This is a genomic window from Enterococcus sp. DJ147D b (assembly GCF_058216655.1).
In genome coordinates, this window is sequence record NZ_CM177104.1 from 2,368,258 (window position 1) to 2,391,363 (window position 23,106).

At 39.2% G+C, this 23,106-nt stretch carries 12 protein-coding genes and 3 rRNA genes; 3 read left to right on the plus strand and 12 right to left on the minus strand.

Features of this window, described 5'->3' with window-relative positions; genetic code table 11:
* Positions 1–124: 124 nt before the first annotated feature.
* The 6 genes from rrf to AC4BD1_RS11205 all read right to left on the minus strand — a co-directional run bounded on the left by rrf (position 125) and on the right by AC4BD1_RS11205 (position 9,732).
* Positions 125–240, minus strand: a 5S ribosomal RNA gene (rrf, locus tag AC4BD1_RS11180).
* Positions 241–332: 92 nt separating this feature from the next.
* Positions 333–3,246: ribosomal RNA gene (locus AC4BD1_RS11185) — 23S ribosomal RNA — on the minus strand.
* Positions 3,247–3,475: 229 nt separating this feature from the next.
* Positions 3,476–5,035, minus strand: a 16S ribosomal RNA gene (locus tag AC4BD1_RS11190).
* Together the 16S, 23S and 5S rRNA genes form the textbook arrangement of a ribosomal RNA operon.
* Positions 5,036–5,549: 514 nt before the next feature.
* On the minus strand, positions 5,550–6,965 hold the full coding sequence (locus tag AC4BD1_RS11195) for an MFS transporter (RefSeq protein WP_490485619.1): 1,416 nt from the start codon (positions 6,963–6,965) through the stop codon (positions 5,550–5,552).
* Positions 6,966–7,153: 188 nt separating this feature from the next.
* Positions 7,154–7,495, minus strand: a complete 342-nt coding sequence (locus AC4BD1_RS11200) for a YlbF/YmcA family competence regulator (RefSeq protein WP_067481657.1) — start codon at positions 7,493–7,495, stop codon at positions 7,154–7,156.
* A gap of 65 nt (positions 7,496–7,560) precedes the next feature.
* The gene (locus tag AC4BD1_RS11205; protein ID WP_490466538.1) at positions 7,561–9,732 is read right to left on the minus strand and encodes a PBP1A family penicillin-binding protein; all 2,172 of its coding nucleotides are present in this window, start codon (positions 9,730–9,732) and stop codon (positions 7,561–7,563) included.
* A gap of 196 nt (positions 9,733–9,928) precedes the next feature.
* On the opposite strand from AC4BD1_RS11205, the gene AC4BD1_RS11210 reads away from it, so the two are divergent.
* A complete protein-coding gene (locus tag AC4BD1_RS11210; protein ID WP_206910383.1) occupies positions 9,929–10,783 on the plus strand; it encodes an RluA family pseudouridine synthase in 855 nt (284 codons plus the stop codon).
* Positions 10,784–10,891: 108 nt separating this feature from the next.
* Here AC4BD1_RS11210 and AC4BD1_RS11215 read toward each other — a convergent pair whose 3' ends face one another.
* The 3 genes from AC4BD1_RS11215 to AC4BD1_RS11225 are packed head-to-tail and all read right to left on the minus strand — an operon-like array spanning position 10,892 to position 15,740.
* Complete coding sequence (locus tag AC4BD1_RS11215; protein ID WP_206910381.1) at positions 10,892–11,755, minus strand: ROK family protein; 864 nt, start codon at positions 11,753–11,755, stop codon at positions 10,892–10,894.
* A complete protein-coding gene (locus tag AC4BD1_RS11220; protein ID WP_490485620.1) occupies positions 11,756–14,440 on the minus strand; it encodes an alpha-mannosidase in 2,685 nt (894 codons plus the stop codon).
* Between the two features lie 10 nt (positions 14,441–14,450).
* Positions 14,451–15,740 (minus strand): glycoside hydrolase family 125 protein, encoded by a 1,290-nt coding sequence (locus AC4BD1_RS11225; protein WP_490485621.1) that lies wholly within the window; start codon positions 15,738–15,740, stop codon positions 14,451–14,453.
* A 151-nt stretch (positions 15,741–15,891) separates the two neighbouring features.
* Between AC4BD1_RS11225 and AC4BD1_RS11230 the strand changes: the two genes are divergently transcribed.
* Positions 15,892–16,959, plus strand: a complete 1,068-nt coding sequence (locus tag AC4BD1_RS11230) for a GntR family transcriptional regulator (RefSeq protein ID WP_206910375.1) — start codon at positions 15,892–15,894, stop codon at positions 16,957–16,959.
* Positions 16,940–19,081 carry a GH92 family glycosyl hydrolase gene (locus AC4BD1_RS11235; RefSeq protein WP_490485622.1) on the plus strand — a complete coding sequence of 714 codons (2,142 nt, stop codon included), beginning with the start codon at positions 16,940–16,942 and terminating at the stop codon, positions 19,079–19,081. The genes AC4BD1_RS11230 and AC4BD1_RS11235 overlap by 20 nt, the downstream gene beginning before the upstream one ends.
* Before the next feature lie 202 nt (positions 19,082–19,283).
* Here the strand turns inward: AC4BD1_RS11235 and AC4BD1_RS11240 are convergent, their stop codons facing one another.
* The 3 genes from AC4BD1_RS11240 to AC4BD1_RS11250 are packed head-to-tail and all read right to left on the minus strand — an operon-like array spanning position 19,284 to position 23,068.
* Positions 19,284–20,726: a response regulator transcription factor gene (locus AC4BD1_RS11240; protein ID WP_206910371.1), complete on the minus strand. Its 1,443-nt coding sequence runs from the start codon at positions 20,724–20,726 to the stop codon at positions 19,284–19,286.
* Complete coding sequence (locus AC4BD1_RS11245) at positions 20,719–22,461, minus strand: sensor histidine kinase (protein ID WP_490485623.1); 1,743 nt, start codon at positions 22,459–22,461, stop codon at positions 20,719–20,721. Before AC4BD1_RS11245 ends, AC4BD1_RS11240 begins: the two co-directional genes overlap by 8 nt.
* Positions 22,454–23,068 (minus strand): DUF624 domain-containing protein, encoded by a 615-nt coding sequence (locus AC4BD1_RS11250; RefSeq protein WP_206910369.1) that lies wholly within the window; start codon positions 23,066–23,068, stop codon positions 22,454–22,456. The genes AC4BD1_RS11245 and AC4BD1_RS11250 overlap by 8 nt, the downstream gene beginning before the upstream one ends.
* Positions 23,069–23,106 lie beyond the last annotated feature (38 nt).

Below are 23,106 nucleotides of genomic sequence, written 5' to 3' on the forward strand. Positions count from 1 at the left end.
TTATCATAACATTTTTACGTGTTTTTTTCATCAAAATACGAAAGTTTGTTCGTATTACAGTGTGATATTTCGTGAGAATACAAAAAAACAGATGAGCTTGATTGCTCATCTGTTTTTTACCGTTGCGTGGCGACGTCCTACTCTCACAAGGGGCAACCCCTCACTACAATCGGCGCTAAGAAGCTTAACTTCTGTGTTCGGCATGGTTACAGGTGTATCCTTCTCGCTATCGCCACCACACTGTGGTGTTATCTTATTGAGTTTGCTTTTGCTCACTCAAAACTGGATTTGAAGTAATTTCAAACTCTTCCGAGTTTTTTCTTTTACCATTCTTGGTTAAGTCCTCGATCGATTAGTATCAGTCCGCTCCATACATCACTGTACTTCCACTTCTGACCTATCTACCTGATCATCTCTCAGGGATCTTACTTTCTTAAAGAAATGGGAAATCTCATCTTGAGGTGGGCTTCACACTTAGATGCTTTCAGCGTTTATCCCTTCCCTACATAGCTACCCAGCAATGCCCTTGGCAGAACAACTGGTACACCAGCGGTAAGTCCATCCCGGTCCTCTCGTACTAAGGACAGCTCCTCTCAAATTTCCAACGCCCGCGACGGATAGGGACCGAACTGTCTCACGACGTTCTGAACCCAGCTCGCGTGCCGCTTTAATGGGCGAACAGCCCAACCCTTGGGACCGACTACAGCCCCAGGATGCGACGAGCCGACATCGAGGTGCCAAACCTCCCCGTCGATGTGGACTCTTGGGGGAGATAAGCCTGTTATCCCCAGGGTAGCTTTTATCCGTTGAGCGATGGCCCTTCCATGCGGAACCACCGGATCACTAAGCCCGACTTTCGTCCCTGCTCGACTTGTTGGTCTCGCAGTCAAGCTCCCTTCTGCCTTTACACTCTTCGAATGATTTCCAACCATTCTGAGGGAACCTTTGGGCGCCTCCGTTACCTTTTAGGAGGCGACCGCCCCAGTCAAACTGCCCATCTGACACTGTCTCCCACCACGATTAGTGGTGCGGGTTAGAGTGGCCATAACGCAGGGGTAGTATCCCACCAGCGCCTCCATCGAAACTAGCGTTCCGATTTCTACGGCTCCTACCTATCCTGTACATGCGGTACAGACACTCAATATCAAACTACAGTAAAGCTCCATGGGGTCTTTCCGTCCTGTCGCGGGTAACCTGCATCTTCACAGGTACTAAAATTTCACCGAGTCTCTCGTTGAGACAGTGCCCAAATCGTTACGCCTTTCGTGCGGGTCGGAACTTACCCGACAAGGAATTTCGCTACCTTAGGACCGTTATAGTTACGGCCGCCGTTTACTGGGGCTTCAATTCGTACCTTCGCTTACGCTAAGCACTCCTCTTAACCTTCCAGCACCGGGCAGGCGTCAGCCCCTATACTTCATCTTACGATTTTGCAGAGACCTGTGTTTTTGATAAACAGTCGCTTGGGCCTATTCACTGCGGCTGATCTGACGATCAGCACCCCTTCTCCCGAAGTTACGGGGTCATTTTGCCGAGTTCCTTAACGAGAGTTCTCTCGCTCACCTTAGGATTCTCTCCTCGACTACCTGTGTCGGTTTGCGGTACGGGCCATTGTTTTCTCACTAGAAGCTTTTCTTGGCAGTGTGACATCAGGAACTTCGGTACTATTATTTCCCTCCCCATCACAGCTTGTCCTTAAAAGATTAAGCATTTGACTCAACCTAAGACTTACTGCTTGGACAGACATTTCCAATCGTCTGCTTTCCTTAGCCTCCTGCGTCCCTCCATTGCTCAAACAAAAACAACGGGTACAGGAATATCAACCTGTTATCCATCGCCTACGCCTTTCGGCCTCGGCTTAGGTCCCGACTAACCCTGGGCGGACGAGCCTTCCCCAGGAAACCTTAGTCATTCGGTGGACAGGATTCTCACCTGTCTTTCGCTACTCATACCGGCATTCTCACTTCTAAGCGCTCCAGTAGTCCTCACGATCTACCTTCAACGCCCTTAGAACGCTCTCCTACCATAACACCATAGGTGTTATCCACAGCTTCGGTAATATGTTTAGCCCCGGTACATTTTCGGCGCAGGGTCACTCGACTAGTGAGCTATTACGCACTCTTTAAATGGTGGCTGCTTCTGAGCCAACATCCTAGTTGTCTGTGCAACCCCACATCCTTTTCCACTTAACATATATTTTGGGACCTTAGCTGGTGGTCTGGGCTGTTTCCCTTTCGACTATGGATCTTATCACTCACAGTCTGACTCCCGGATATGAATGAATGGCATTCGGAGTTTATCTGAATTCGGTAACCCGAGATGGGCCCCTAGTCCAAACAGTGCTCTACCTCCATCATTCTCAATTCCGAGGCTAGCCCTAAAGCTATTTCGGAGAGAACCAGCTATCTCCAAGTTCGTTTGGAATTTCTCCGCTACCCACACCTCATCCCCGCACTTTTCAACGTACGTGGGTTCGGTCCTCCAGTGCGTTTTACCGCACCTTCAACCTGGACATGGGTAGATCACATGGTTTCGGGTCTACGACTACATACTCAAACGCCCTATTCAGACTCGCTTTCGCTACGGCTCCGTCTCTTCGACTTAACCTCGCATGCAATCGTAACTCGCCGGTTCATTCTACAAAAGGCACGCCATCACCCATTAACGGGCTTTGACTTGTTGTAGGCACACGGTTTCAGGTTCTATTTCACTCCCCTTCCGGGGTGCTTTTCACCTTTCCCTCACGGTACTGGTTCACTATCGGTCACTAGGGAGTATTTAGCCTTGGGAGATGGTCCTCCCGGATTCCGACGGAATTCCTCGTGTTCCGCCGTACTCAGGATCCTCCTAGGTGCTTTCCAAATTTCATCTACGGGGTTTTTACCCTCTTTGACTGACTTTTCCAAGTCATTCGATTATCTGAAAAAACTACCATATCGGAGTCCTACAACCCCAACAAGCAAGCTTGTTGGTTTGGGCTTTTCCCGTTTCGCTCGCCGCTACTCAGGGAATCGAATTTTCTTTCTCTTCCTGCAGGTACTTAGATGTTTCAGTTCTCTGCGTCTACCTCAAATATGCTATGTATTCACATATTTGTAACATCCTATAAAAGATGCTGGGTTCCCCCATTCGGAAATCTCTGGATCATAGCTTACGTACAGCTCCCCAAAGCATATCGGTGTTAGTCCCGTCCTTCATCGGCTCCTAGTGCCAAGGCATCCACCGTGCGCCCTTATTCACTTAACCTTATCAACCTTACGGTTGGGTTTTGACTTCATTTCTAGCGATAGAAACGTGTCAAGAAAAATAAGCAATTGAACTTATTAAAAAACTCATTCAACGCGGTGTTCTCGGTTTGTTTTGATCTTACTTCAAATATCCAGTTTTCAATGAACAAAATGTTTTGAGAGTAAACCTCTCAAAACTGAACAAAGTAATAATGACAAACCTGTGTAGTCTCCGTAATATTCCTTAGAAAGGAGGTGATCCAGCCGCACCTTCCGATACGGCTACCTTGTTACGACTTCACCCCAATCATCTATCCCACCTTAGGCGGCTGGCTCCAAAAGGTTACCTCACCGACTTCGGGTGTTACAAACTTTCGTGGTGTGACGGGCGGTGTGTACAAGGCCCGGGAACGTATTCACCGCGGCGTGCTGATCCGCGATTACTAGCGATTCCGGCTTCATGTAGGCGAGTTGCAGCCTACAATCCGAACTGAGAGAAGCTTTAAGAGATTAGCTTAGCCTCGCGACTTCGCGACTCGTTGTACTTCCCATTGTAGCACGTGTGTAGCCCAGGTCATAAGGGGCATGATGATTTGACGTCATCCCCACCTTCCTCCGGTTTGTCACCGGCAGTCTTGCTAGAGTGCCCAACTTAATGATGGCAACTAACAATAAGGGTTGCGCTCGTTGCGGGACTTAACCCAACATCTCACGACACGAGCTGACGACAACCATGCACCACCTGTCACTTTGCCCCCGAAGGGGAAGCTCTATCTCTAGAGTGGTCAAAGGATGTCAAGACCTGGTAAGGTTCTTCGCGTTGCTTCGAATTAAACCACATGCTCCACCGCTTGTGCGGGCCCCCGTCAATTCCTTTGAGTTTCAACCTTGCGGTCGTACTCCCCAGGCGGAGTGCTTAATGCGTTAGCTGCAGCACTGAAGGGCGGAAACCCTCCAACACTTAGCACTCATCGTTTACGGCGTGGACTACCAGGGTATCTAATCCTGTTTGCTCCCCACGCTTTCGAGCCTCAGCGTCAGTTACAGACCAGAGAGTCGCCTTCGCCACTGGTGTTCCTCCATATATCTACGCATTTCACCGCTACACATGGAATTCCACTCTCCTCTTCTGCACTCAAGTCTCCCAGTTTCCAATGACCCTCCCCGGTTGAGCCGGGGGCTTTCACATCAGACTTAAGAAACCGCCTGCGCTCGCTTTACGCCCAATAAATCCGGACAACGCTTGCCACCTACGTATTACCGCGGCTGCTGGCACGTAGTTAGCCGTGGCTTTCTGGTTAGATACCGTCAAGGGATGAACAGTTACTCTCATCCTTGTTCTTCTCTAACAACAGAGTTTTACGATCCGAAAACCTTCTTCACTCACGCGGCGTTGCTCGGTCAGACTTTCGTCCATTGCCGAAGATTCCCTACTGCTGCCTCCCGTAGGAGTTTGGGCCGTGTCTCAGTCCCAATGTGGCCGATCACCCTCTCAGGTCGGCTATGCATCGTGGCCTTGGTGAGCCGTTACCTCACCAACTAGCTAATGCACCGCGGGTCCATCCATCAGCGACACCCGAAAGCGCCTTTCAAATCAAAACCATGCGGTTTCGATTGTTATACGGTATTAGCACCTGTTTCCAAGTGTTATCCCCTTCTGATGGGCAGGTTACCCACGTGTTACTCACCCGTTCGCCACTCCTTTTCTTTCGGTGGAGCAAGCTCCGGTGAAAGAAAAAGCGTACGACTTGCATGTATTAGGCACGCCGCCAGCGTTCGTCCTGAGCCAGGATCAAACTCTCATAATAAAAGTTAGAACAATCTTTCGATTGTTAAGCTCAATTTGTTTGCTAGCATATTGCTTGCTGTTTAAAAATGTTTGTTGTCTTGAATTGAATCAAGACGCCCTACACATTTGGTTTGTCTTACTTTGTTCAGTTTTCAAAGGTCTACTTGAATTGCTGTAGCAACTTTCATATCATATCAGAGCGACGTTTAAATGTCAACTCTTTTTTGAAAAAGTTTTTTCGATTTCGTTCAAGAAATCTTTCAGCAACTCATTTATCATATCGTATCGTTTGTTATTTGTCAAGAACTTTTTTGAAGTTTTTCTTGATGAAATCAAGCTTCATAAGAGGTTCTTTTTAAACGACTTAGTTATCTTATCATGTGATAACTCACACGTCAATAACTTTTTGAAATTATTTTTTTAACTTTCAGTTGCTTTTTAACAACTCATTTACATTATCATTAAAAAAAAGAATGGTCAAGCAAAATTTTACATTTTGCTTGACCTAATTTTAATTTCTATCTCTTCATAACTTAACGATTGATTTGTTTTAATTCTTCACCCATTTTAATCGTTTCTTTCTTATTAAGTGGATAACCAAAGAATAAAATCACCGCAGATACTAATAAACAAACTGCTGGCAATAAATTAGCAACCGTATAAATACGCTCTTGCACTAAAGCTGATTGAATTGTCCCACCTACTGAAGATGACTGATAACCAATCATTGTTAACATAAACCCACCAATCGCTCCTGCACATGCTTGTCCCAGTTTTCTAGCAAAAGAATTAACACCGTAAACTGTTCCGTCTTCTCGTAATCCTGTTGTGTATTGATGATAATCAATTACATCTGTAATAAAGGCCCAAACCATCAAATTGAATAAGCCCGATCCCAATGTCGCAATAAATAGAAGGAACAAATAAACCCATACATTAGTAATATGTAGAAAATACATTAATAAATACATGACAGAGGAGAATATCAGAGCGACGACACTCGCCTCTTTCTTACCAAACCACTTTGTCAACACCGTTGCAAAAGGAGCCAACACAATAACTGTTCCATACGTAAATAACAAGGCAATCGACATTGCTTCTTTATTATGGAAGTAATCATTAAAGAGATAGGTCATATTTGTCCCTGCTAAAATCTGGTTGATCACAATAAAAATGTCCACGATAACTAGCACTACTAGCGCACGATTTGAAACTAATCCTTTGACCAATTTAGCTGCTTGAATCTCTTCTTTTTTCTCTACTCTTACTCGTTCTGTAGATAGTTTACACGTTAATGTATACGCTATAAACGCTATCGATGCACAACCAATAGCAATCCAGAAAAATCGCTCGCTTGAGACAACTTGTTGACCACTTTTATTTTGCGTATACATTAATATTGGAATAAAGAAACCTGTCGTTGATCCTCCGATCGCTGATCCAATACTTCTGAAAGTCGACAATGAGGACCGATCATCTGGATTCGAGCTGATTGCTGCCGCCATTGCTCCGTAAGGGATATTAATTGTTGAAAGAAAAATACCATAGACAATGTATGAAACAAAAATATAAATCATTCTGGCGGTCATTGGTAAATGCTGAATAATAGGCAAAAACATTAGAATCGTTATGGTACAAAATGGATATTTCATTCGGCGAATCCATGGGATGAATCGCCCAACCTTTGTTAGCTTTGAAACATCACACAGACGTCCAACAAAAACATCCGCAAATGCATCTAAAATTCTCGAAACTAGAAAAAGCGTACCTACTATTGCTCCAGAAACTCCAAGGACATTTGTGTAATAAATCATCAAAAAGCTATTAACCAATCCCAAAATAAAACAATTTCCTAAATCACCAAACATGTAGCCCATTTTGTCCTTTAAGCCAAATACGTTTGTTGTCTTACTGATTTTCTCCTCTGAAACTGCTTGTTGAAAAAGCATTTTGATCACTCCTTTTCCCTTTTGGTAAACGTTTTCAAAATTATAACCCCCATTTTTTTATTTTTATATTCACAATGTTGTTATTTTCTTGCATTATCTTGGTTGATAAAAACTAAGAGAAAGAATCATTTGATTACAAAAAAAAGAGCAAGGCTGCAATTAGCCCTGCTCTTTTTTATTTACTGCATTTATTCGCTATATAAGTCACGTACTGGCGTCATAATGATTCGATTCAAATCATTGATGATTGTACTAAAACCTTGTTCTTTTTCCATTAAATCATTGATAACTGACTCGGATTGAATTTTCATAGCCATTTCTTGTGCTTTCATTGCATCCTCATCAGAGAATTCTTCACCACGCATTTGTTTTTCTTGTAATTCAATTTGCATTGCTTGGAAGTTTTTGAATAGTTCATGTGCCTCTTTATTCTCTTTTACTTTACCGTATGCTTCTTGTAAAGCTTTAAATTCAGGAAGTTCACGAATTTCGCGTTCGATTTGATTCGCACTATCATAGATATTTGACATAATATTGCCTCTTTTCTTTCAGTAGTTGAGTTTATTGTAACATGCAGCTATCCGTTTTCAAAGAACTACTCACTTTGATATTTCCGCCACAAATCTTTGGCTGCATCACCAATTCCTTGTACACCATCTTTCACAAAGTCGCCAAAGTTCTTCAATCCTTCTTTTGCTTTCTCACCATATTGATCTAAGCTTTCTTTCCATTTTGCAGAATCATCCTCTGTTCCTGATGGATTATTCACTTGATCTGCTGGAACGACCTCTCCACCTGTTGCATACGCATCTGCAACACTAAAACTTGTATTTGAAGTATATGGAAGAATTCCCTCTGCAGCAGACTTGAAGACTCGTCCCACAACATTCCCACTCGTTCCTTCTAAATAATGCAGTTCGCTAGACTCTTCGTAACCCATCCAAGTTGAAATAACTACGTCTGGCGTATAACCAACAATCCACTGATCATTTGCTTTCGTGGCATCAAAATTCGTTTCTGTAGTACCAGTTTTACCAGCAACCGTATAACCGGCTGGATTGGCAGCAACTGCAGTTCCATTAGAAAATGTGCCAAGTAGCATACTTGTCATTTGTTCTGCTGTTTCTTTTGAAATCACTTGTTTAGGTTTTTTGTCCGTATTATCTACAATAACTGCACCTGTAGAATCAACGATTTTTGTAATCAAGTGTGGCGAATACATCTGACCATCATTTGCAAAAGCACTATAAGCTCCAGCCATCGTCAACGGTGATACGCCTTTTTCCAATCCTCCTAATGCTAAACCATAATATTTATCAGATTTCGATAAACTCAAACCGAATTCTTCTGCTTTATCATAACCTTTTTGAAGACCAATCTCATGAAGTAACCAGACAGCAGGTAAGTTCAAACTTTGAGCTACTGCTTGATACATTGGCACTTCTCCTTGGTACGTACCATCATAATTTTGAGCATCATAATAACTTTGTGGCGTATCTTGTAAGGTGCTAGAGGGTAAGTAGCCAGACTCTAACGCAGCAGAGTACACACTTAACGGCTTGATTGTTGAACCTGGTGACCGCTTCATTTGTGTTGCAAAATTAAATCCTCGGAAGACGTGTTCCCCACGTCGGCCTACCAAGGCTTGCACGCCCCCATTTTTCGGATTTAATGCAACAGAAGCAGACTGGACCATTGCGCCGTCGGAAGCATCTGCCGGAAATAGTTGTCCATTTTGATAAGTTGCCTCTAGCTGTTTTTGATAATTTTGATCTAAAGCAGTGTAAATCTTATACCCCTTGTTCATTACATCTGACTCGTCCAATCCATATGCTTCCACTGCCTCATCAATTACCGCATCAAAATAATAAGGATAGCGATAACCTGATTCCGAATCCGTATATGTGTCATTTAAATAATCCGCAATATTCGTTTGACTCTCTGCATTAGCTTGATCAGCTGTGATTTTTTCGTTTTCTTTCATCACACTCAACACAGTATTTTTTCGGTTATTAGCATTTTCTGGATTATCAATTGGATTATAAATCCCTGGTCCTTTCAGCATACCTGCAATCGTTGCCGCCTCTGACAATGTTACATCACTTGCGTTAACACCAAAATATCTTCTTGCAGCATCTTGAACGCCCCAAACGCCATTACCAAAATAAGCGTTATTCAAATACATAGTTAAAATTTCTTCTTTACTGTATTTCTTTTCTATTTCTATCGCCAAAAATAACTCTTTTGCTTTTCTATCAAAGGTTTGATCTAGTGTTAAATACGCATTTTTCGCCAATTGTTGCGTAATCGTACTACCTCCGCCACCAGCCGTACTCCCTGAAGTTAGCATACGCACCGCTGCTCGAGCAATTCCCTTCACATCGAATCCGTGATGGTTATAAAAATTTCGATCTTCTGTAGAAATAACTGCATCCTGAATATATGGAGAGATTGCATCTAATTCTACGTAGGTTCCTTTTTGAGCATAAAGCGTGCCTGCTTCTTCATTGTCTTTATCGTAAATAACAGTTGATTGACTTAATCCAGATTTTAAAGTCTCCACATTTGCTTGTTTTGCCAAGATAAATAAATAAACACTCGTTATCAAAATAAAAATCAATCCCAATAAAAGAATAACTTTATTGATATGATATTTTTTCCAAATTCGCCTTCGCCATTTATGAAATCGGCTTAAATATGGCTTGATCCAGCGCCAAAAGCTAATCAAAGAAGCTTTTATTTTTTCCCAAACGCGTTGAAAATCCATTTGCATGTTCTCCTATCTTTTTATTCACACGGTCAGTTTACCACAACTAACTGCGCCTTTCTTCCTGCTTAAGATGTAAGTTTTGCAGTTAATGACGGTAGTTTAGCATAATAAATAGCAGATTGACTTAATCTTTTTCTTAAATATATTTTAAAAATGGTAAAATAAAGCTGACTTCGACGAAAGGAGCTTCTTTATGGAAATCACAATTACCTTACCTGCTGACCACTCAGTAATCACTATTCAAGAATTATTAGAAAGAGAATGGCTAGTGCCAAGAAAAGTTCGTCATTTTTTGCGTACCCGAAAAAACGTTTGGGTGAATGCTCAACTTGCTCCTTTTCATTCAGAAATTCGCGGAGGCGACACAATTACTTTGCATTTTGAAAAAGACGACTACAGTCATCAAGAAATCATCTTAGGAAACGCCAAAAAAATCCAAGTTCTCTATGAAGATGAACAGCTAGTGATTGTAAATAAGCCAGCTGGTTTGAAAACTCATCCCAATGACGTCAAAGAAACCGGCACTTTGTTAAATGATTTAGCTGCTTATTTAGCCCCCAAAAAACAAAAACCGTATGTCGTGCATCGCTTAGATCAAGAAACAAGTGGCGCTATTTTGTTTGCTAAGAATCCTTTTATTCTGCCTATTTTGAGCCAATTAGTGGAACAAAAGAAAATTTATCGTCGCTATCAAGCTGTCGTCTGGGGCAAGTTAACTAAAGACCTCACTATTACTAAAAAAATGGGACGCGACCGACACAACCGCCGAAAACAAGTCATAGATGAGCGTAATGGAAAAACAGCTGTCACCCACGTAACCATTGCGAAGAATCTACCGACACAAACACAAATCTATTGTGTTTTATCAACTGGAAGGACACATCAAATTCGGGTCCATCTCGAAAGTTTAGGTCATCCAATTGTAGGTGATCCACTTTATCAATCACGACCAGCGAAACGAATGATGCTTCATGCAATTGAACTACATTTGACACATCCATTCACACAAGAAAGAATCCTTGTCAGAGCAGCCCCAGGATTATGGTAGTTCTGGTGCAAATAAAAAAGGATTTCACGAAACATTTCTTATGAATGTTCATGAAATCCTTTTTTAGTTTTTTTGAGGATGTTTTTGTATCATTCTCTTTTTTTTAATTTATTTTTGTCGATACTCTTTTTCTGCTAATAACAAACTACCAATAATTCCACTTTCATTCGGTAACCCCCAACGAACAATATATTCGCTAGCTTCCGGAACTTCCATGTATCCTGCCATTAGTTCGACAAATTGTTGACGAATTTTTTGTAGTAAATGATCTTGATTCATTACACCGCCACCAAGGATAATTTTTTCTGGTGCTAAAGTTAATGTATAGTTGATTAAAGCTTGTGCAATATAAAACGCTTGGATATCCCATACAGGATGGTCTACTGGTAAATCTTGACCTTTGATTCCTGTTCTTGCTTCTAATGAAGGTCCTGCCGCCAACCCTTCCAAACAATCCCCATGGTAAGGACAAGTACCAGCATATGTGTCATCTGGATGACGTTTCACCCAAATATGTCCCATTTCCGGATGAGCAATTCCTGAAAAAATGTCTTGATTCAAGACGACACCTGCACCAATTCCAGTACCAACAGTTAGATAGATACAGCTATCCTTTCCCTGTGCTGCACCTTTCTTTAATTCGCCATAGGCTGCAGCATTAACATCTGTTGTCCACGCAATTGGAATTTGATAACGTGCTTTAACACTCCCTAAAAAGTCAAAATCAGCCCAACCTTTTTTAGGTGTCGCTAAAACGTATCCATAATTATCTTTTGTTTGGTCAATGCCAATCGGGCCAAATGAGCCGATCCCCATAGCAGATAAGTCAAACTTATCAAAAAAAGCAAACACTTGTTGCAACGTTTCTATTGGAGTCGTTGTAGGAATACTTACTTTCTCCATAATTTTATGTTGATCATTGGCCACCGCACAAACAAACTTTGTGCCACCCGCTTCTATTCCGCCGTACATTTACTTTTCCTCCTCGAATCCGATTGTCCGAATTTCATAAGGCATCAATGTCGGCTCAATCGTTTGCTTACTGTCTTTTTCTAAAAGATTCAACAATCTGCTAGTTGTTCCTGTTTTTTGAACAACGATTTCTTCTTCTTTTTCTGACAGATTGAATCCTCTCAGTACTACTTTATCATTAAACTTGCTTCGCTTCAAAGCAGTAATTGCAAACGTTTTAGCTTTTACTTCCAAATAACTATTTTTATTGCTTAATTCACCTTGTTGATTCGTTAACTGTTGCGTCGTAAATGGAACTTGCGCAGCATACGCATGTTGATAAGATTCAAACTTTTCATTTGGTTCATGAATTTCCATACTATATTGGAAGTGTTGTTGTCCTAAACACTGTGCTTCAGGAGTTGGAAAGTATCCCCAGTCCCCTAACTCACCAACACAACGCAATAACGTCAATGCAATTTGTCCTTCATCTAAAATTTCGTATTCATTCAAACCATAGTTTCCAATTGTGACACCATAATTTTTATCATGAAGATTCACAAAAGCGTGTTGATGTTGCGGATTCGTTGGATTCTCCCAGCTTGCAGAAACTTTATTTGGTCGTGTAACGACTTCAAATATACTATCTGCTTCATGGTGTTCCACATGTAACTTCGTTGGAAATAGTGCACGTAATCGATGATCTTTCATTTGATTATCAATTGTTGTTTCAAAGTCGATTTTTCGACTATTTTTTCTTAAAGTAATTTTTGTTTCTATTAATAATGGTTTTAATTCGTTCGCTCGTTTTGCTTTACGGTAACGAAATTCAACTACCATTTGTTGTTCTTTTTCCAAAAGCTCATCGGCAGAAACGGGAATCATCATCGTCTGATTGAGTTGGATTTGAGCAATCTCCGGTGTATCAATCAAGATTTCTACTTGAGAATCCTCTTGTTGGTTCGAAAGAATCGGTACTGTATCAATTGACTGTTTATAGATATACTCATTTCCGACATCACCCGTGTCTTCAAAAACAAGAATATCTTCAAATTGACGAGCCATTTTTTTGTCCATTACTGTTAACGAACCATTCTCTTCAATTTTGATTTTGAGAAATTCATTTTCGATTACTCGTCCTTGGTCGTTGACCATTGAACCAGTAATAGTTGATGATTCTCCTTCAGCTAACGTAAATGTCTCCCATGAAAAAGCAGCCATTTCTTCAAGTGGAATAGTTACAGTCACTACTTTTTCCATATAAGGTATCCGGAATCGATCTTTTGGTAAGTCATAATCAAAACGAACAGTTGCTTCAGAAACAGTTGCAGGAATGACTTCTCCTTGTGCGTTTTCAACATGATAACTCTTAGCAGGAGCATCTTCCAACTCTTTAAACAACGTTTCTGGTAATCCTTCAGCAAACTTTTTACGTTCCAGTTCGATTTCAATAACCGCTTCACCCGTTTTTGCTGTTCCAGCTGTATTGACTACAACAAAAGGATACGTATCTTCTGGGAATTCACTTGTATCGATAACTTGCGCCAATTGTCTCATTGCTTCTTCTGCCACAAATTTCCCAACTTCATCTGCTTTTTCAAATCGTGTAATCATTTCTCGATGAACAGAGTCCACTGAACAACCACAAATACTATCATGTGGATGATTCTGCATTAATGTTTTCCAAGCATAATCTAATTGATCATGAGGATAACTTCCCGAAAATTCATATGCCATCGTTGCTAATGGCTCAGCAATATTTTCTAATTGTCTTTGAACTTTTGTATTCCATTGTTTTAAATATACGCGCGCAGATGCAGTATTTGCCAAAGTATACCAGCCGTCTGTTTCTTGACTCGTTAATTCGCCTTCCACTGTTCCCAAATCTTCAGGCAAATCATTTGTTACCGCTGCTAAGTAGTCTGTAAAATTAGAATGAATGAATTCATAATCTGGATACAAACGATTGGCTAACGCAATTGCCTTTGATATATCTTTTTGAACAGGCTGATGATCAACACCATTCATCATCAATAAATGTTCGGTTGAAGCATATTGTTCTGCATCAGCCAATTTTTGGTCCCAAAATATTTTAGCTTCTTGTTCTTCAACTGGTATTTCATTTCCATTGCTATACCAATTTGCGAATAATAAGCCGAAAATTTCAGAACTATCAGGACCTTTCCATTTCATTTCAGAATATTGGGAAGAATAATTTTCTGCCTCAAGCACTTGATTATCAAAGCCAATCGGTTTTACCCCTCGACCGAATGCTGCTGCTTCAATTCCAACTTGTTTCATCATTTGAGGCGTTTGACCCATATTTCCAAATGTGTCTGGGAAGTAGCCAAGCATTACTGGTACACCCCATTTTTGTGTTTCTTCCATCCCAATCAACATATTACGCACGTTGGATTCTGAGCTAATCAAAAAGTCATCTTGCAAAATATAAAATGGTCCAATACGTAGCTTGCCCACATCAATTGCTTGTTGAACTAATGCTCTTTTCTCCGGTCTTACTTGTAAGTAGTCATCTAAAATAATTGTCTGTCCATCTAAGTGAAAGCTATCGAATGCAGGGTCATTCTCAAAAAGTTCTAACAAATCATCCATCAATTCAACTAAACGCATGTGGTGTTGTTCATAGGCCATGTACCATTCTCGATCCCAGTGACTGTGGGAAATAATATATACTTTCTTTTTCATTTAATCACTCCTATTTTTCTACTCGAATATCAAAATAATCCATTACTAATTCACAAAACATCATATTTGCCCAAGAAAACCATTCTCTTGTGTAATTGTTCGGATTATCCACATCAAAACCTTCGTGCATCAAGTTTGTTCCAGCATCTGTTGCTACTAATAAATCTAAAATTCGTTCTTTTTCTTTTCGATCGTTAGTAGTCATGCCTTCCATTGCTAAAGCAATTGGCCAAACATAATTTTCAGGTGTATGAGAAGAGCCAATTCCTTTCGCGTACTTTCCTTCATAAAAGTAAGGATTTTCTGAGCTCAGCAAGGTTTTTCTTGTTTGTAAATACGTTTCATCTTCAGAAGAACAGTAGCCTAGATAAGGTGCAGACATTAGGTTTGGCACATTGCTGTCATCCATTAATGAGGAGTTTCCTTGACCATCTACTTCGTATGCGAAAATAGTTTCTTGTGCTTGATTTTTAGTTTTACCGTATGCTTCAATCCCTTGTTGGATCTCTTCTCGTAACGCAGTAGCTTTTGCTACGATTTGATTATTTGATAACACTGTTTGAAAAATTTCTTCAATATATCCTAAAACAACTACTGCAAACATGTTCGATGGGACTAGATACCCATATCGGCAAGCGTCATCACTTGGGCGAAAACCTGACCAAGTCATTCCTGTAGGGACTACTTTTGCACCTTTCCCATCATTTACAAGCGTGTCTTCCAGACGAGTAGTATCACGTTCAAATTGGTAAGGTGATTTAGTATGATCTTGTTCTGTTTGAAAAACACCTAGAATTTTTTGGATTCCTGAAACAAATGAGTCGTCAAATTGATCTGTTTGTCCCGTATTTTTATATAAAAGATAAGCAAGTTGAACAGGGTAACATAATGAGTCAATTTCATATTTCCTTTCCCAGATCCAATTATTCATTTCGGTATGGTCACTTTGATGTCCTGCCCCGTTTGCTTCTTCATTGAACGCATTTGCATACGGATCAATATTGATATAAAAGAATTGTTTTTTTACCAATCCACTAATCATTGCTGCTAAGTCTTTGTCTTCTTTAGCAATCACTAAGTAAGGACGTACTTGTGCAGTGGAGTCTCTTAACCACATAGCTGGTATATCACCGGTTAACAAGAAAGTTGTTCCATCAGAATGCCGTTTTACTGTGGTTAGCAATGTATTAGCAAAGGCAGTAGAAAAATTTTTTGCCCAATCTTCATGCTCACTTCCACATTTTTGTTCAATTTTCCCCATGAATTTTTCAACTGATTTTGGTATATCTTTATATGGCATGTCTCAATATCCTCTTTTCTATTTGATATATCTTAGTAGATTATACTTCTTGAAATAATTTTTGTCTACGCTTTCATAGTATTTTTTATTGTTTACTTTTATATTATTTATGCTATCATTTATACATGATATATCATTAAGAGGTGTTATTATGGAGCAACCATTATATAAGAAAATATTTATTGATCTACACAATGCAATCCTTGATGGAACATTAGCTATTGATAGCCAAGTCCCTACTGAAAAAGAACTTTCTCAAAAATATCAAGTAAGTCGAATCACTTCCAAACGAGCATTAACAGAATTGGAACAACTTGGTTTGATTTATCGAATTCGTGGAAAAGGTAGCTTTGTCAAAGCAGACAAGCCAGAGGCATCGATTGTCTCTATCCAAAAAACAAAGCGAATTCTATTTTTATTTCCGTTCTTAACTGATTTGTCTGTTGGTGATTTCACTGAAGGATTGAACCCAATCATGCAAGAAAATCAATTTGAAGTATTAATGACTTCCCTTGATTTTCTCCAAACAAAGACGGCGCAAGAAGTGATGGATGAATTCGATGGATTGATTTACTACGCTATTGATACTGAGCAGCACTTGGATTTATTATTTGAACTTTCGCTGAAAGAATTTCCTGTCGTTATCTTGGATAAGAAAATTTATGAACTGCCATTTCCAACCGTTCTTTCTGACAACTTTGCAGGTGGCGCGCTAGCCACAAATCAATTGATTGCTGATGGACATCAGAAAATTGGTTTCCTATTTGGTGAGCCAACTCATCCACAATCTGTGCGTCAACGCTACTTAGGCTATCTTGAAGCTCTTGATAAAGCTAATTTAGCTTTCCATACTGCACTTGATGACCAAAAAGCCACGAATAAAGAGTTATTAAACTATATCCAAGAACACCAGCTTACGGCGTTTGTCTGCGAAAATGATCTTGTTGCCATTCAAACAATGAACCAACTGAAACAAGCTGGATTTTCAGTGCCTGCCGACTTTTCGATTATTGGTTTCGATGATATTCAAGCTGCCTCTTTAGTTGATCCACCTTTGACAACTATCGCCCAAAATTTTAAAGAACTTGGAAAATCAGCTGGAGAAAAGTTGATTCACTGGCTTGAAACCAAAGAAACACCAATCGATACCAAATACCCAGTTACATTAATAACAAGACACTCAACAAAGGAGCTTAACAATGAACATTCAACAAATTGATACTCGTCACGGGACTGCTAACCAGTCCAACTATTCAAACGGGAATTGCCTGCCTTACACAGGCGTTCCGTTTGGAATGAATTATTTTGCCCCACAGACAACCGATCAAAAGGGAAGTTGGTGGTTCCACCCAGAAGACCGTGTCTTTCAAGGTTATCGTTTAACTCATCAACCAAGTCCTTGGATGGGTGATTTCAGTCATTTCCTAATGACACCTGTTAGTGGTACTCTCCCTGAAAACAGTCTTTTTCACGCACAGAGTTCTTATCGACCAGAAGAAAGTACATTTTGCCCTACACATTTATCTATCAATCAACTACGATATGCTATTTCATCCACGTTGATTCCTAGTATGTATGGCGGGATACTTACAATTGACTACCAGAAAAATGATAGCGGTTTACTTTTAACTTTCCCTGAACGATATCAGATAAACATTGTAGATTCGCATACTATTACGGGTTCTTTTATCAACTTTTCTGGGTGTGAAGATCCTGATTTTCGCTTTTATTTTATCCTTTCCTTTGAAAAACCATTAGCTGACACTGAGTTAATGGTTTCAGAAAGTGATTCTTCTATTTTGCTACCGTTTGGTTCAATCAAACAGCAAACGATTCGCTTTGGTACTTCTTTTATTAGTGAAGAACAAGCACAAGTAAATTTATCGAGAGAGTCTGCGCAGTCACCTGATGCATATCTAGAAAAAAATCGTCAAATTTGGCAAGAATATTTCGATAAAATCAAAATCAATCATCATGATAAACAACAAGTAAGTACTTTTTATCACAACTTGTATCGCATATTTCTCTTTCCTCAAACATTCTATGAAGTAACTGATGATGGTGAAAAAATCCACTATGATACATTTAGCAAAACTGTTCGCCCTGGTGTTCTCTATACAAATAATGGATTTTGGGATACGTATAAAACAGTTTATCCACTTTATTCGTTGATAGCCACTGAAAAATATGAGGAAATGCTTGAGGGATTTCTTACAAGTTATCGAGAAACTGGCTTTTTGCCAAAATGGCTATCACCTGATGAACGTGGCCTAATGCCCGGAACACTGATTGATGCAGTAATTGCTGATGCTGCAGTCAAAGGAATTCGTACTGACTTGATGCCTGAATTTTTAACGGCAATGAAAAAAAGTGCTACTGTTCAAAGCAAACTGCCTAATTACGGACGTCAAGGAACACTTGATTATTTAACATACGGCTATGTTCCTAGTACCTACCATGAATCAGTCAATCATACGTTAGATTATGCTTATAGTGACTTTTGTATCAGTCAAGTAGCCGCTATACTAGGTGATGAAGAAACTAGTACTTTTTATCAAAGACAGTCCTTAAACTATCGCAATATTTTTGATCCTGCTGTCGGATTCATGCGTACAAAAGATACTAATCAAGAATTCAGAGAAAACTTCCTAGCGACTCGCTGGGGCCAAGATTATGCAGAAGGTAGTGCATGGCAAAGCAGTTTTGCCGTCTACCAAGATTTTAATGGATTGATTCGCGAACATGGCGGAGAAGCCGTTTTTCAAGAAAAATTAATCGAGCTTTGTAACCAATCCCCCTCCTTTGAAGTTGGTGGATACGGTTTTGAAATCCATGAAATGAGTGAAATGGCTGCTATTGAATTTGGACAACTAGCTATCTCAAATCAGCCTAGCTTCCATTATCCTTATTTATTCAGTTATCTTGGTAAACCAGAGATGGCACAGCCATTAATTAAACAATTACTTACGCAAACATTTAATGACTCATCAACAGGGTATCCTGGCGATGAAGACAATGGTAGCATGTCGGGTTGGTATATCTTTAGTAGCTTAGGCTTTTATCCAGTCACACCTGGTTCAGGAGAATATGTTATCGGTCTGCCATTATTCGATCAAGTTCAACTAAAACTCTCAAACGGTCAGACACTTACGATTGAAAGTTCGCCAAATCGGCCACAACAACAGTTTGTTCATCAAGTTGATCGTAATGAACAAAACTATTCTAAGTTATTCTTTACACACGAAGACTTACTCACAGGAGGAACGATCCGTTATCATTTAGGTACTGTTCCTCACCCAAAAAAATACACGGCAGACGCTTTACCATTTTCTTTAACCTAGTGACCCTTCGCAATTAACTACGTGCAAAAATAAAATTTGATTTTTTTCATAAAAAAGACTGAACCCAAGCGTAAACACGTTGTGGTTCAGTCTTTTTGATTTTTTTCTTGGTCACTAACATTCCACAATCAGAAATTCCAATCTATGCAAAAAAGCATCTGCATCTAACCACCGTTCCCGCTACCTTTTCCTTGAAACTAGTTTAAGTAAGAGGTTTTTCTCGATACTCCTTTGGTGATTGTCCCACGATTTTCTTAAATAACTTAGAGAAGTAAGTGGTGTTATTGTAACCAATCTCGTTTGAAATTTCATTGATATTTTGTTCACTATGCAAAAGCAACCATTTTGCTTGCTCCATTCGCAAATGATTTAAATAAGTAGAAAAGCTTTTTTTCGTTTCTTTTTTAAACAGTTGTCCAAGATACATCACGTTTAGGTGTAAACTTTCAGACACTTCTTTTAACGTTAATGGTTCTCGGTAATTTTCGTGCAGTATTTGTAGCACTTGTTTGATATTTTCACTGTAGTTTTTTTGCTTTTGTTGCTTACGAATTAAAGAGAGCAATAATTCTTGAAGATCATTTACATTTTTTGCCTGATTAATTTGTTGAATGCCTTTTAAGTATTCATCATCTTCTAGTGTAATCAGCTCTCGTTGAATATCCATAAATAATAAAAAAGTAAAATGTCGAATGTCCTCAGGAGTCATGACTGCTGACTGGAATTGTTCAAAAAACTCACGAATCATTTGTTGAACTAAATCCAGCTGATTACTTTGAAGTGCACGACTAAACGTTGAAAAATCAATTAACTGATCTTGATTCTCTGCAGGAATCGACCGAATGATTTCATGTCTAGTTTCACCGTAAAATTGTTGAAGCTGTAACTGGTCTTTTGCTCGACGAAAGCTTTCAGGAATATCATCCACTTCTTTTATTTCATCCCCCACGCTAATCAACCAATCTTGCTTTGGATACTTCATTTGAAAATAGTGACAAAAATCGCTGCCTTTTTGAGGACTAAGCAAGATGGTAAAGCAAGTCATATCCCCAAAACTTCGCTGATAATAAGTAGTTACTTGATGCTCCTTTAACCATGGAATAATAGCAGATTCATAGATTCTTTCTAGCTGAATCAATAAAATTTGTTGTGTCCCTTGAGGTAATCCGCTCAAAAATTCTTCTTCGCTGGTTTCATCTAGTTCTTCATTCAGCCATTGACTAAATAAAAGTTCTTGATAAATTTCTTGCTGATTTTTTTGTTCATTTTGCTGATCCAAACGTTCCTTGACCTTTTTTAAGCTTTCAATCAACTCTATTTTATTTACAGGCTTCATCAAATAATTAACTGCCCCAAGTTGCATACCACCTTTGAGGTATTCAAATTCTTGATAGCCAGAAAGAATCATGAATTCAAAAGCGTATTGTTCCTTTTGAGCTGCTTCAATAAACTCTAAACCATTCATTTCTGGCATGGTTACATCTGTAATAACTAAATCAATACCTGTTTTTTCTAAAACTAATAACCCTTCCATCGCGTTTTCTGCTGTTGCTACGATTTCAAAGCCAAAACTGGACCAATCAACAATTTTTTTCAATCCATTCAAAATCATGTATTCATCATCAACCAGCAACACTTTATACATTTTCAGACTCCTTCTTCTTAAATGTAATTTTGATCGTCAAGCCACCTTCTTCATTTGCAAATAACCTCATCCGGTAAGTACTCCCGAAATTAGCACGTAAACGTTCATTTACATTTTGCAAACCAATTGACTCGTGCAACTCAACCCTTGGGTGTACCAATCGATTTTCAATTGCTACTAATTGCTCTGGAGTAACTCCTTTACCGTTATCTTTCACTTGAATTTGTACCAATGATCCTTGTTGAAAAACTTTTACACTCAACGCATTGTCATAACGAGTAAAATCAATACCATGTTTAAAATAGTTTTCAACTAATGGTTGGATCACAAATTTTGGTACTTCAATTTGTTCTAGAGATTCCTCAATCATAAAATGATAGGCTACACGATTAGGATAACGCATTTGGTAGAGAAATACATACTTTTCACAAAAATTCAGCTCTTCTTTAAGACTGATTTTTGTTTCTTGATTCGTGTTATTTCTTAATAATGCAGAAAAAGCATAGACCACTTCCGCAAGTTCTTCACTTCCCTCGCTCAACGCATACATTCGAATATATTCCAAGGTGTTATAAAGAAAATGAGGGTTGATTTGTGCTTGTAGTGCGCGCATATGTGCATCTTTTTGTTTGATTTCTAATTTATAGATATCTTCAACATATTGGTTGATACTATCCAACATTGTATTGATACCTTGTGCTAAATCTTTCAACTCGTACTCTGTTTGTTCTTGGGCGATTCGTGTGTCTAGATTACCATTTGCCGCTTCGTTCATCGCACGCATTACTACGTCGATTTGCTGAGAATAACGCTTAAATGTTTTGTATAAGAAGACTAATAAAATACTAACTAAAAGAATCACACCAATAATTAATGGCGCCAGACTTCTTGCCGTCTCTCGATACACATTTTGTTGGTCTAACGTTGCTAGTATACGATACTCACCGGATAATTCCTGATAGGAAACAAAATTATGTTCTTCCAATTTCGACAAAGGTAATCCAGAATTCTTATCCAATTCTTGTGTGATCAGCGCTTCTTGTTTTTTTCGACTTTCTGGCGTAAGCCCTGCGCTATGAAAAGTGTACAGGCGATTAGCAGAGCCAGAAATCATATATAAAGACAAGCCATTAAAAGCATTCAGACTTTCCAAACTAGACTCTAGTTCTTTCTTTTGAAACCCAACAAAGATACTTCCCAATTCCGTGCCACCTTGGGTAATCGGCATTTTGATATAAAAAGCATTTTTTAGTGTTGGTGTTCCTGTTTTGACAATACCAGCCTTATGATCTCTGGTAGATTCAAAATACTCTGGCAATTGACTAAAAACAATGTAAAGAGAACTTATCTCTTCATAGTTGACGTAAAGATCCAACATCTCATTGGGAAAAGATAAAAGTTCATTCGTTTTGCTTTGTTGCGTGTATGCATACATTAAATACTGATCAATTGGTTGAGTCAGATAAGTTGTCGCATTTTCAATTTTTTCTGGACTTCCAAGAAGTTGATCTTTGATAATTTTGCTTAATGTTGTTTTGTCATTTAACATTCGATTTGTCGTTTGCAGTGCTTCATTGGTAACATTTTCTGCTTGATTTTTATTTTGACTCCAAGTATGGATACTAAAAATAATTGTTGCACCAATTGTGAGTACAGTCATTACTACTGCGTACTTACGTAACAAACGGTTGAGCAACGTTCCTTTTGAAAATAAAACTTTGAATGGATTATTCATAGTTTTCCATTCGGATCGCTAATTCTTCGCGCCATTTTTTCGTTGCCAACACATTCCACACGGTCAATAAACCCAGTAACCCAAATAACAATAAGCCTTTGAAATGCCATGTCAACATAAGAATAACACCACTGCCAATAATCATCTTCAACAATGTAGAGAAACTCGATAAACTTGAAATAAAACTTAACTTGATCACATTGCCGAATGTCATTTCATATTCACTATCTAAAATCAAACTCCATTGATACGTTGCAAACAAATAAAGTAACCCAAATAACAAAATAAAATCAATTCCCAAAAATAAGAGTCCCTGTATTTGAACAGAAAGGTAAAGATTATAACTTAGAATAGCTAGTGCTGCGAAAAAGAAGAAAAACAAATAATTTCCTCGCTTAAAATATTTCTTGAAACAGTACCAGCCTTGCTTGATTGTGATGTCTTTGTACGCAAACTCATAATGATAAAATAATTCATTGATTGTTTTCAACGCTGGTCCAATTCCTAAAATAATTCCTCCGGCTAAACTAAACAACCAGAAAAAAAGTGTTAGTTTAACTACTACCCACACGCGAATGAACAATGTCTCCAAAGCTTTTCCTAACATAATATCTCCTTTTCAAAACATAATCTTTTCTCTCTTAT

Excerpts from the sequence above, each read along its gene's own strand:
- AC4BD1_RS11220 (WP_490485620.1), bottom strand. The coding sequence starts at position 14,440 with ATGAAAAAGAAAGTATATATTATTTCCCACAGTCACTGGGATCGAGAA.
- AC4BD1_RS11215 (WP_206910381.1), bottom strand. The coding sequence starts at position 11,755 with ATGTACGGCGGAATAGAAGCGGGTGGCACAAAGTTTGTTTGTGCGGTG.
- AC4BD1_RS11195 (WP_490485619.1), bottom strand. The coding sequence starts at position 6,965 with ATGCTTTTTCAACAAGCAGTTTCAGAGGAGAAAATCAGTAAGACAACA.
- AC4BD1_RS11245 (WP_490485623.1), bottom strand. The coding sequence starts at position 22,461 with ATGAATAATCCATTCAAAGTTTTATTTTCAAAAGGAACGTTGCTCAAC.
- AC4BD1_RS11235 (WP_490485622.1), top strand. The coding sequence starts at position 16,940 with ATGAACATTCAACAAATTGATACTCGTCACGGGACTGCTAACCAGTCC.
- AC4BD1_RS11250 (WP_206910369.1), bottom strand. The coding sequence starts at position 23,068 with ATGTTAGGAAAAGCTTTGGAGACATTGTTCATTCGCGTGTGGGTAGTA.
- AC4BD1_RS11210 (WP_206910383.1), top strand. The coding sequence starts at position 9,929 with ATGGAAATCACAATTACCTTACCTGCTGACCACTCAGTAATCACTATT.
- AC4BD1_RS11240 (WP_206910371.1), bottom strand. The coding sequence starts at position 20,726 with ATGTATAAAGTGTTGCTGGTTGATGATGAATACATGATTTTGAATGGA.
- AC4BD1_RS11230 (WP_206910375.1), top strand. The coding sequence starts at position 15,892 with ATGGAGCAACCATTATATAAGAAAATATTTATTGATCTACACAATGCA.
- AC4BD1_RS11200 (WP_067481657.1), bottom strand. The coding sequence starts at position 7,495 with ATGTCAAATATCTATGATAGTGCGAATCAAATCGAACGCGAAATTCGT.
- AC4BD1_RS11205 (WP_490466538.1), bottom strand. The coding sequence starts at position 9,732 with ATGGATTTTCAACGCGTTTGGGAAAAAATAAAAGCTTCTTTGATTAGC.
- AC4BD1_RS11225 (WP_490485621.1), bottom strand. The coding sequence starts at position 15,740 with ATGCCATATAAAGATATACCAAAATCAGTTGAAAAATTCATGGGGAAA.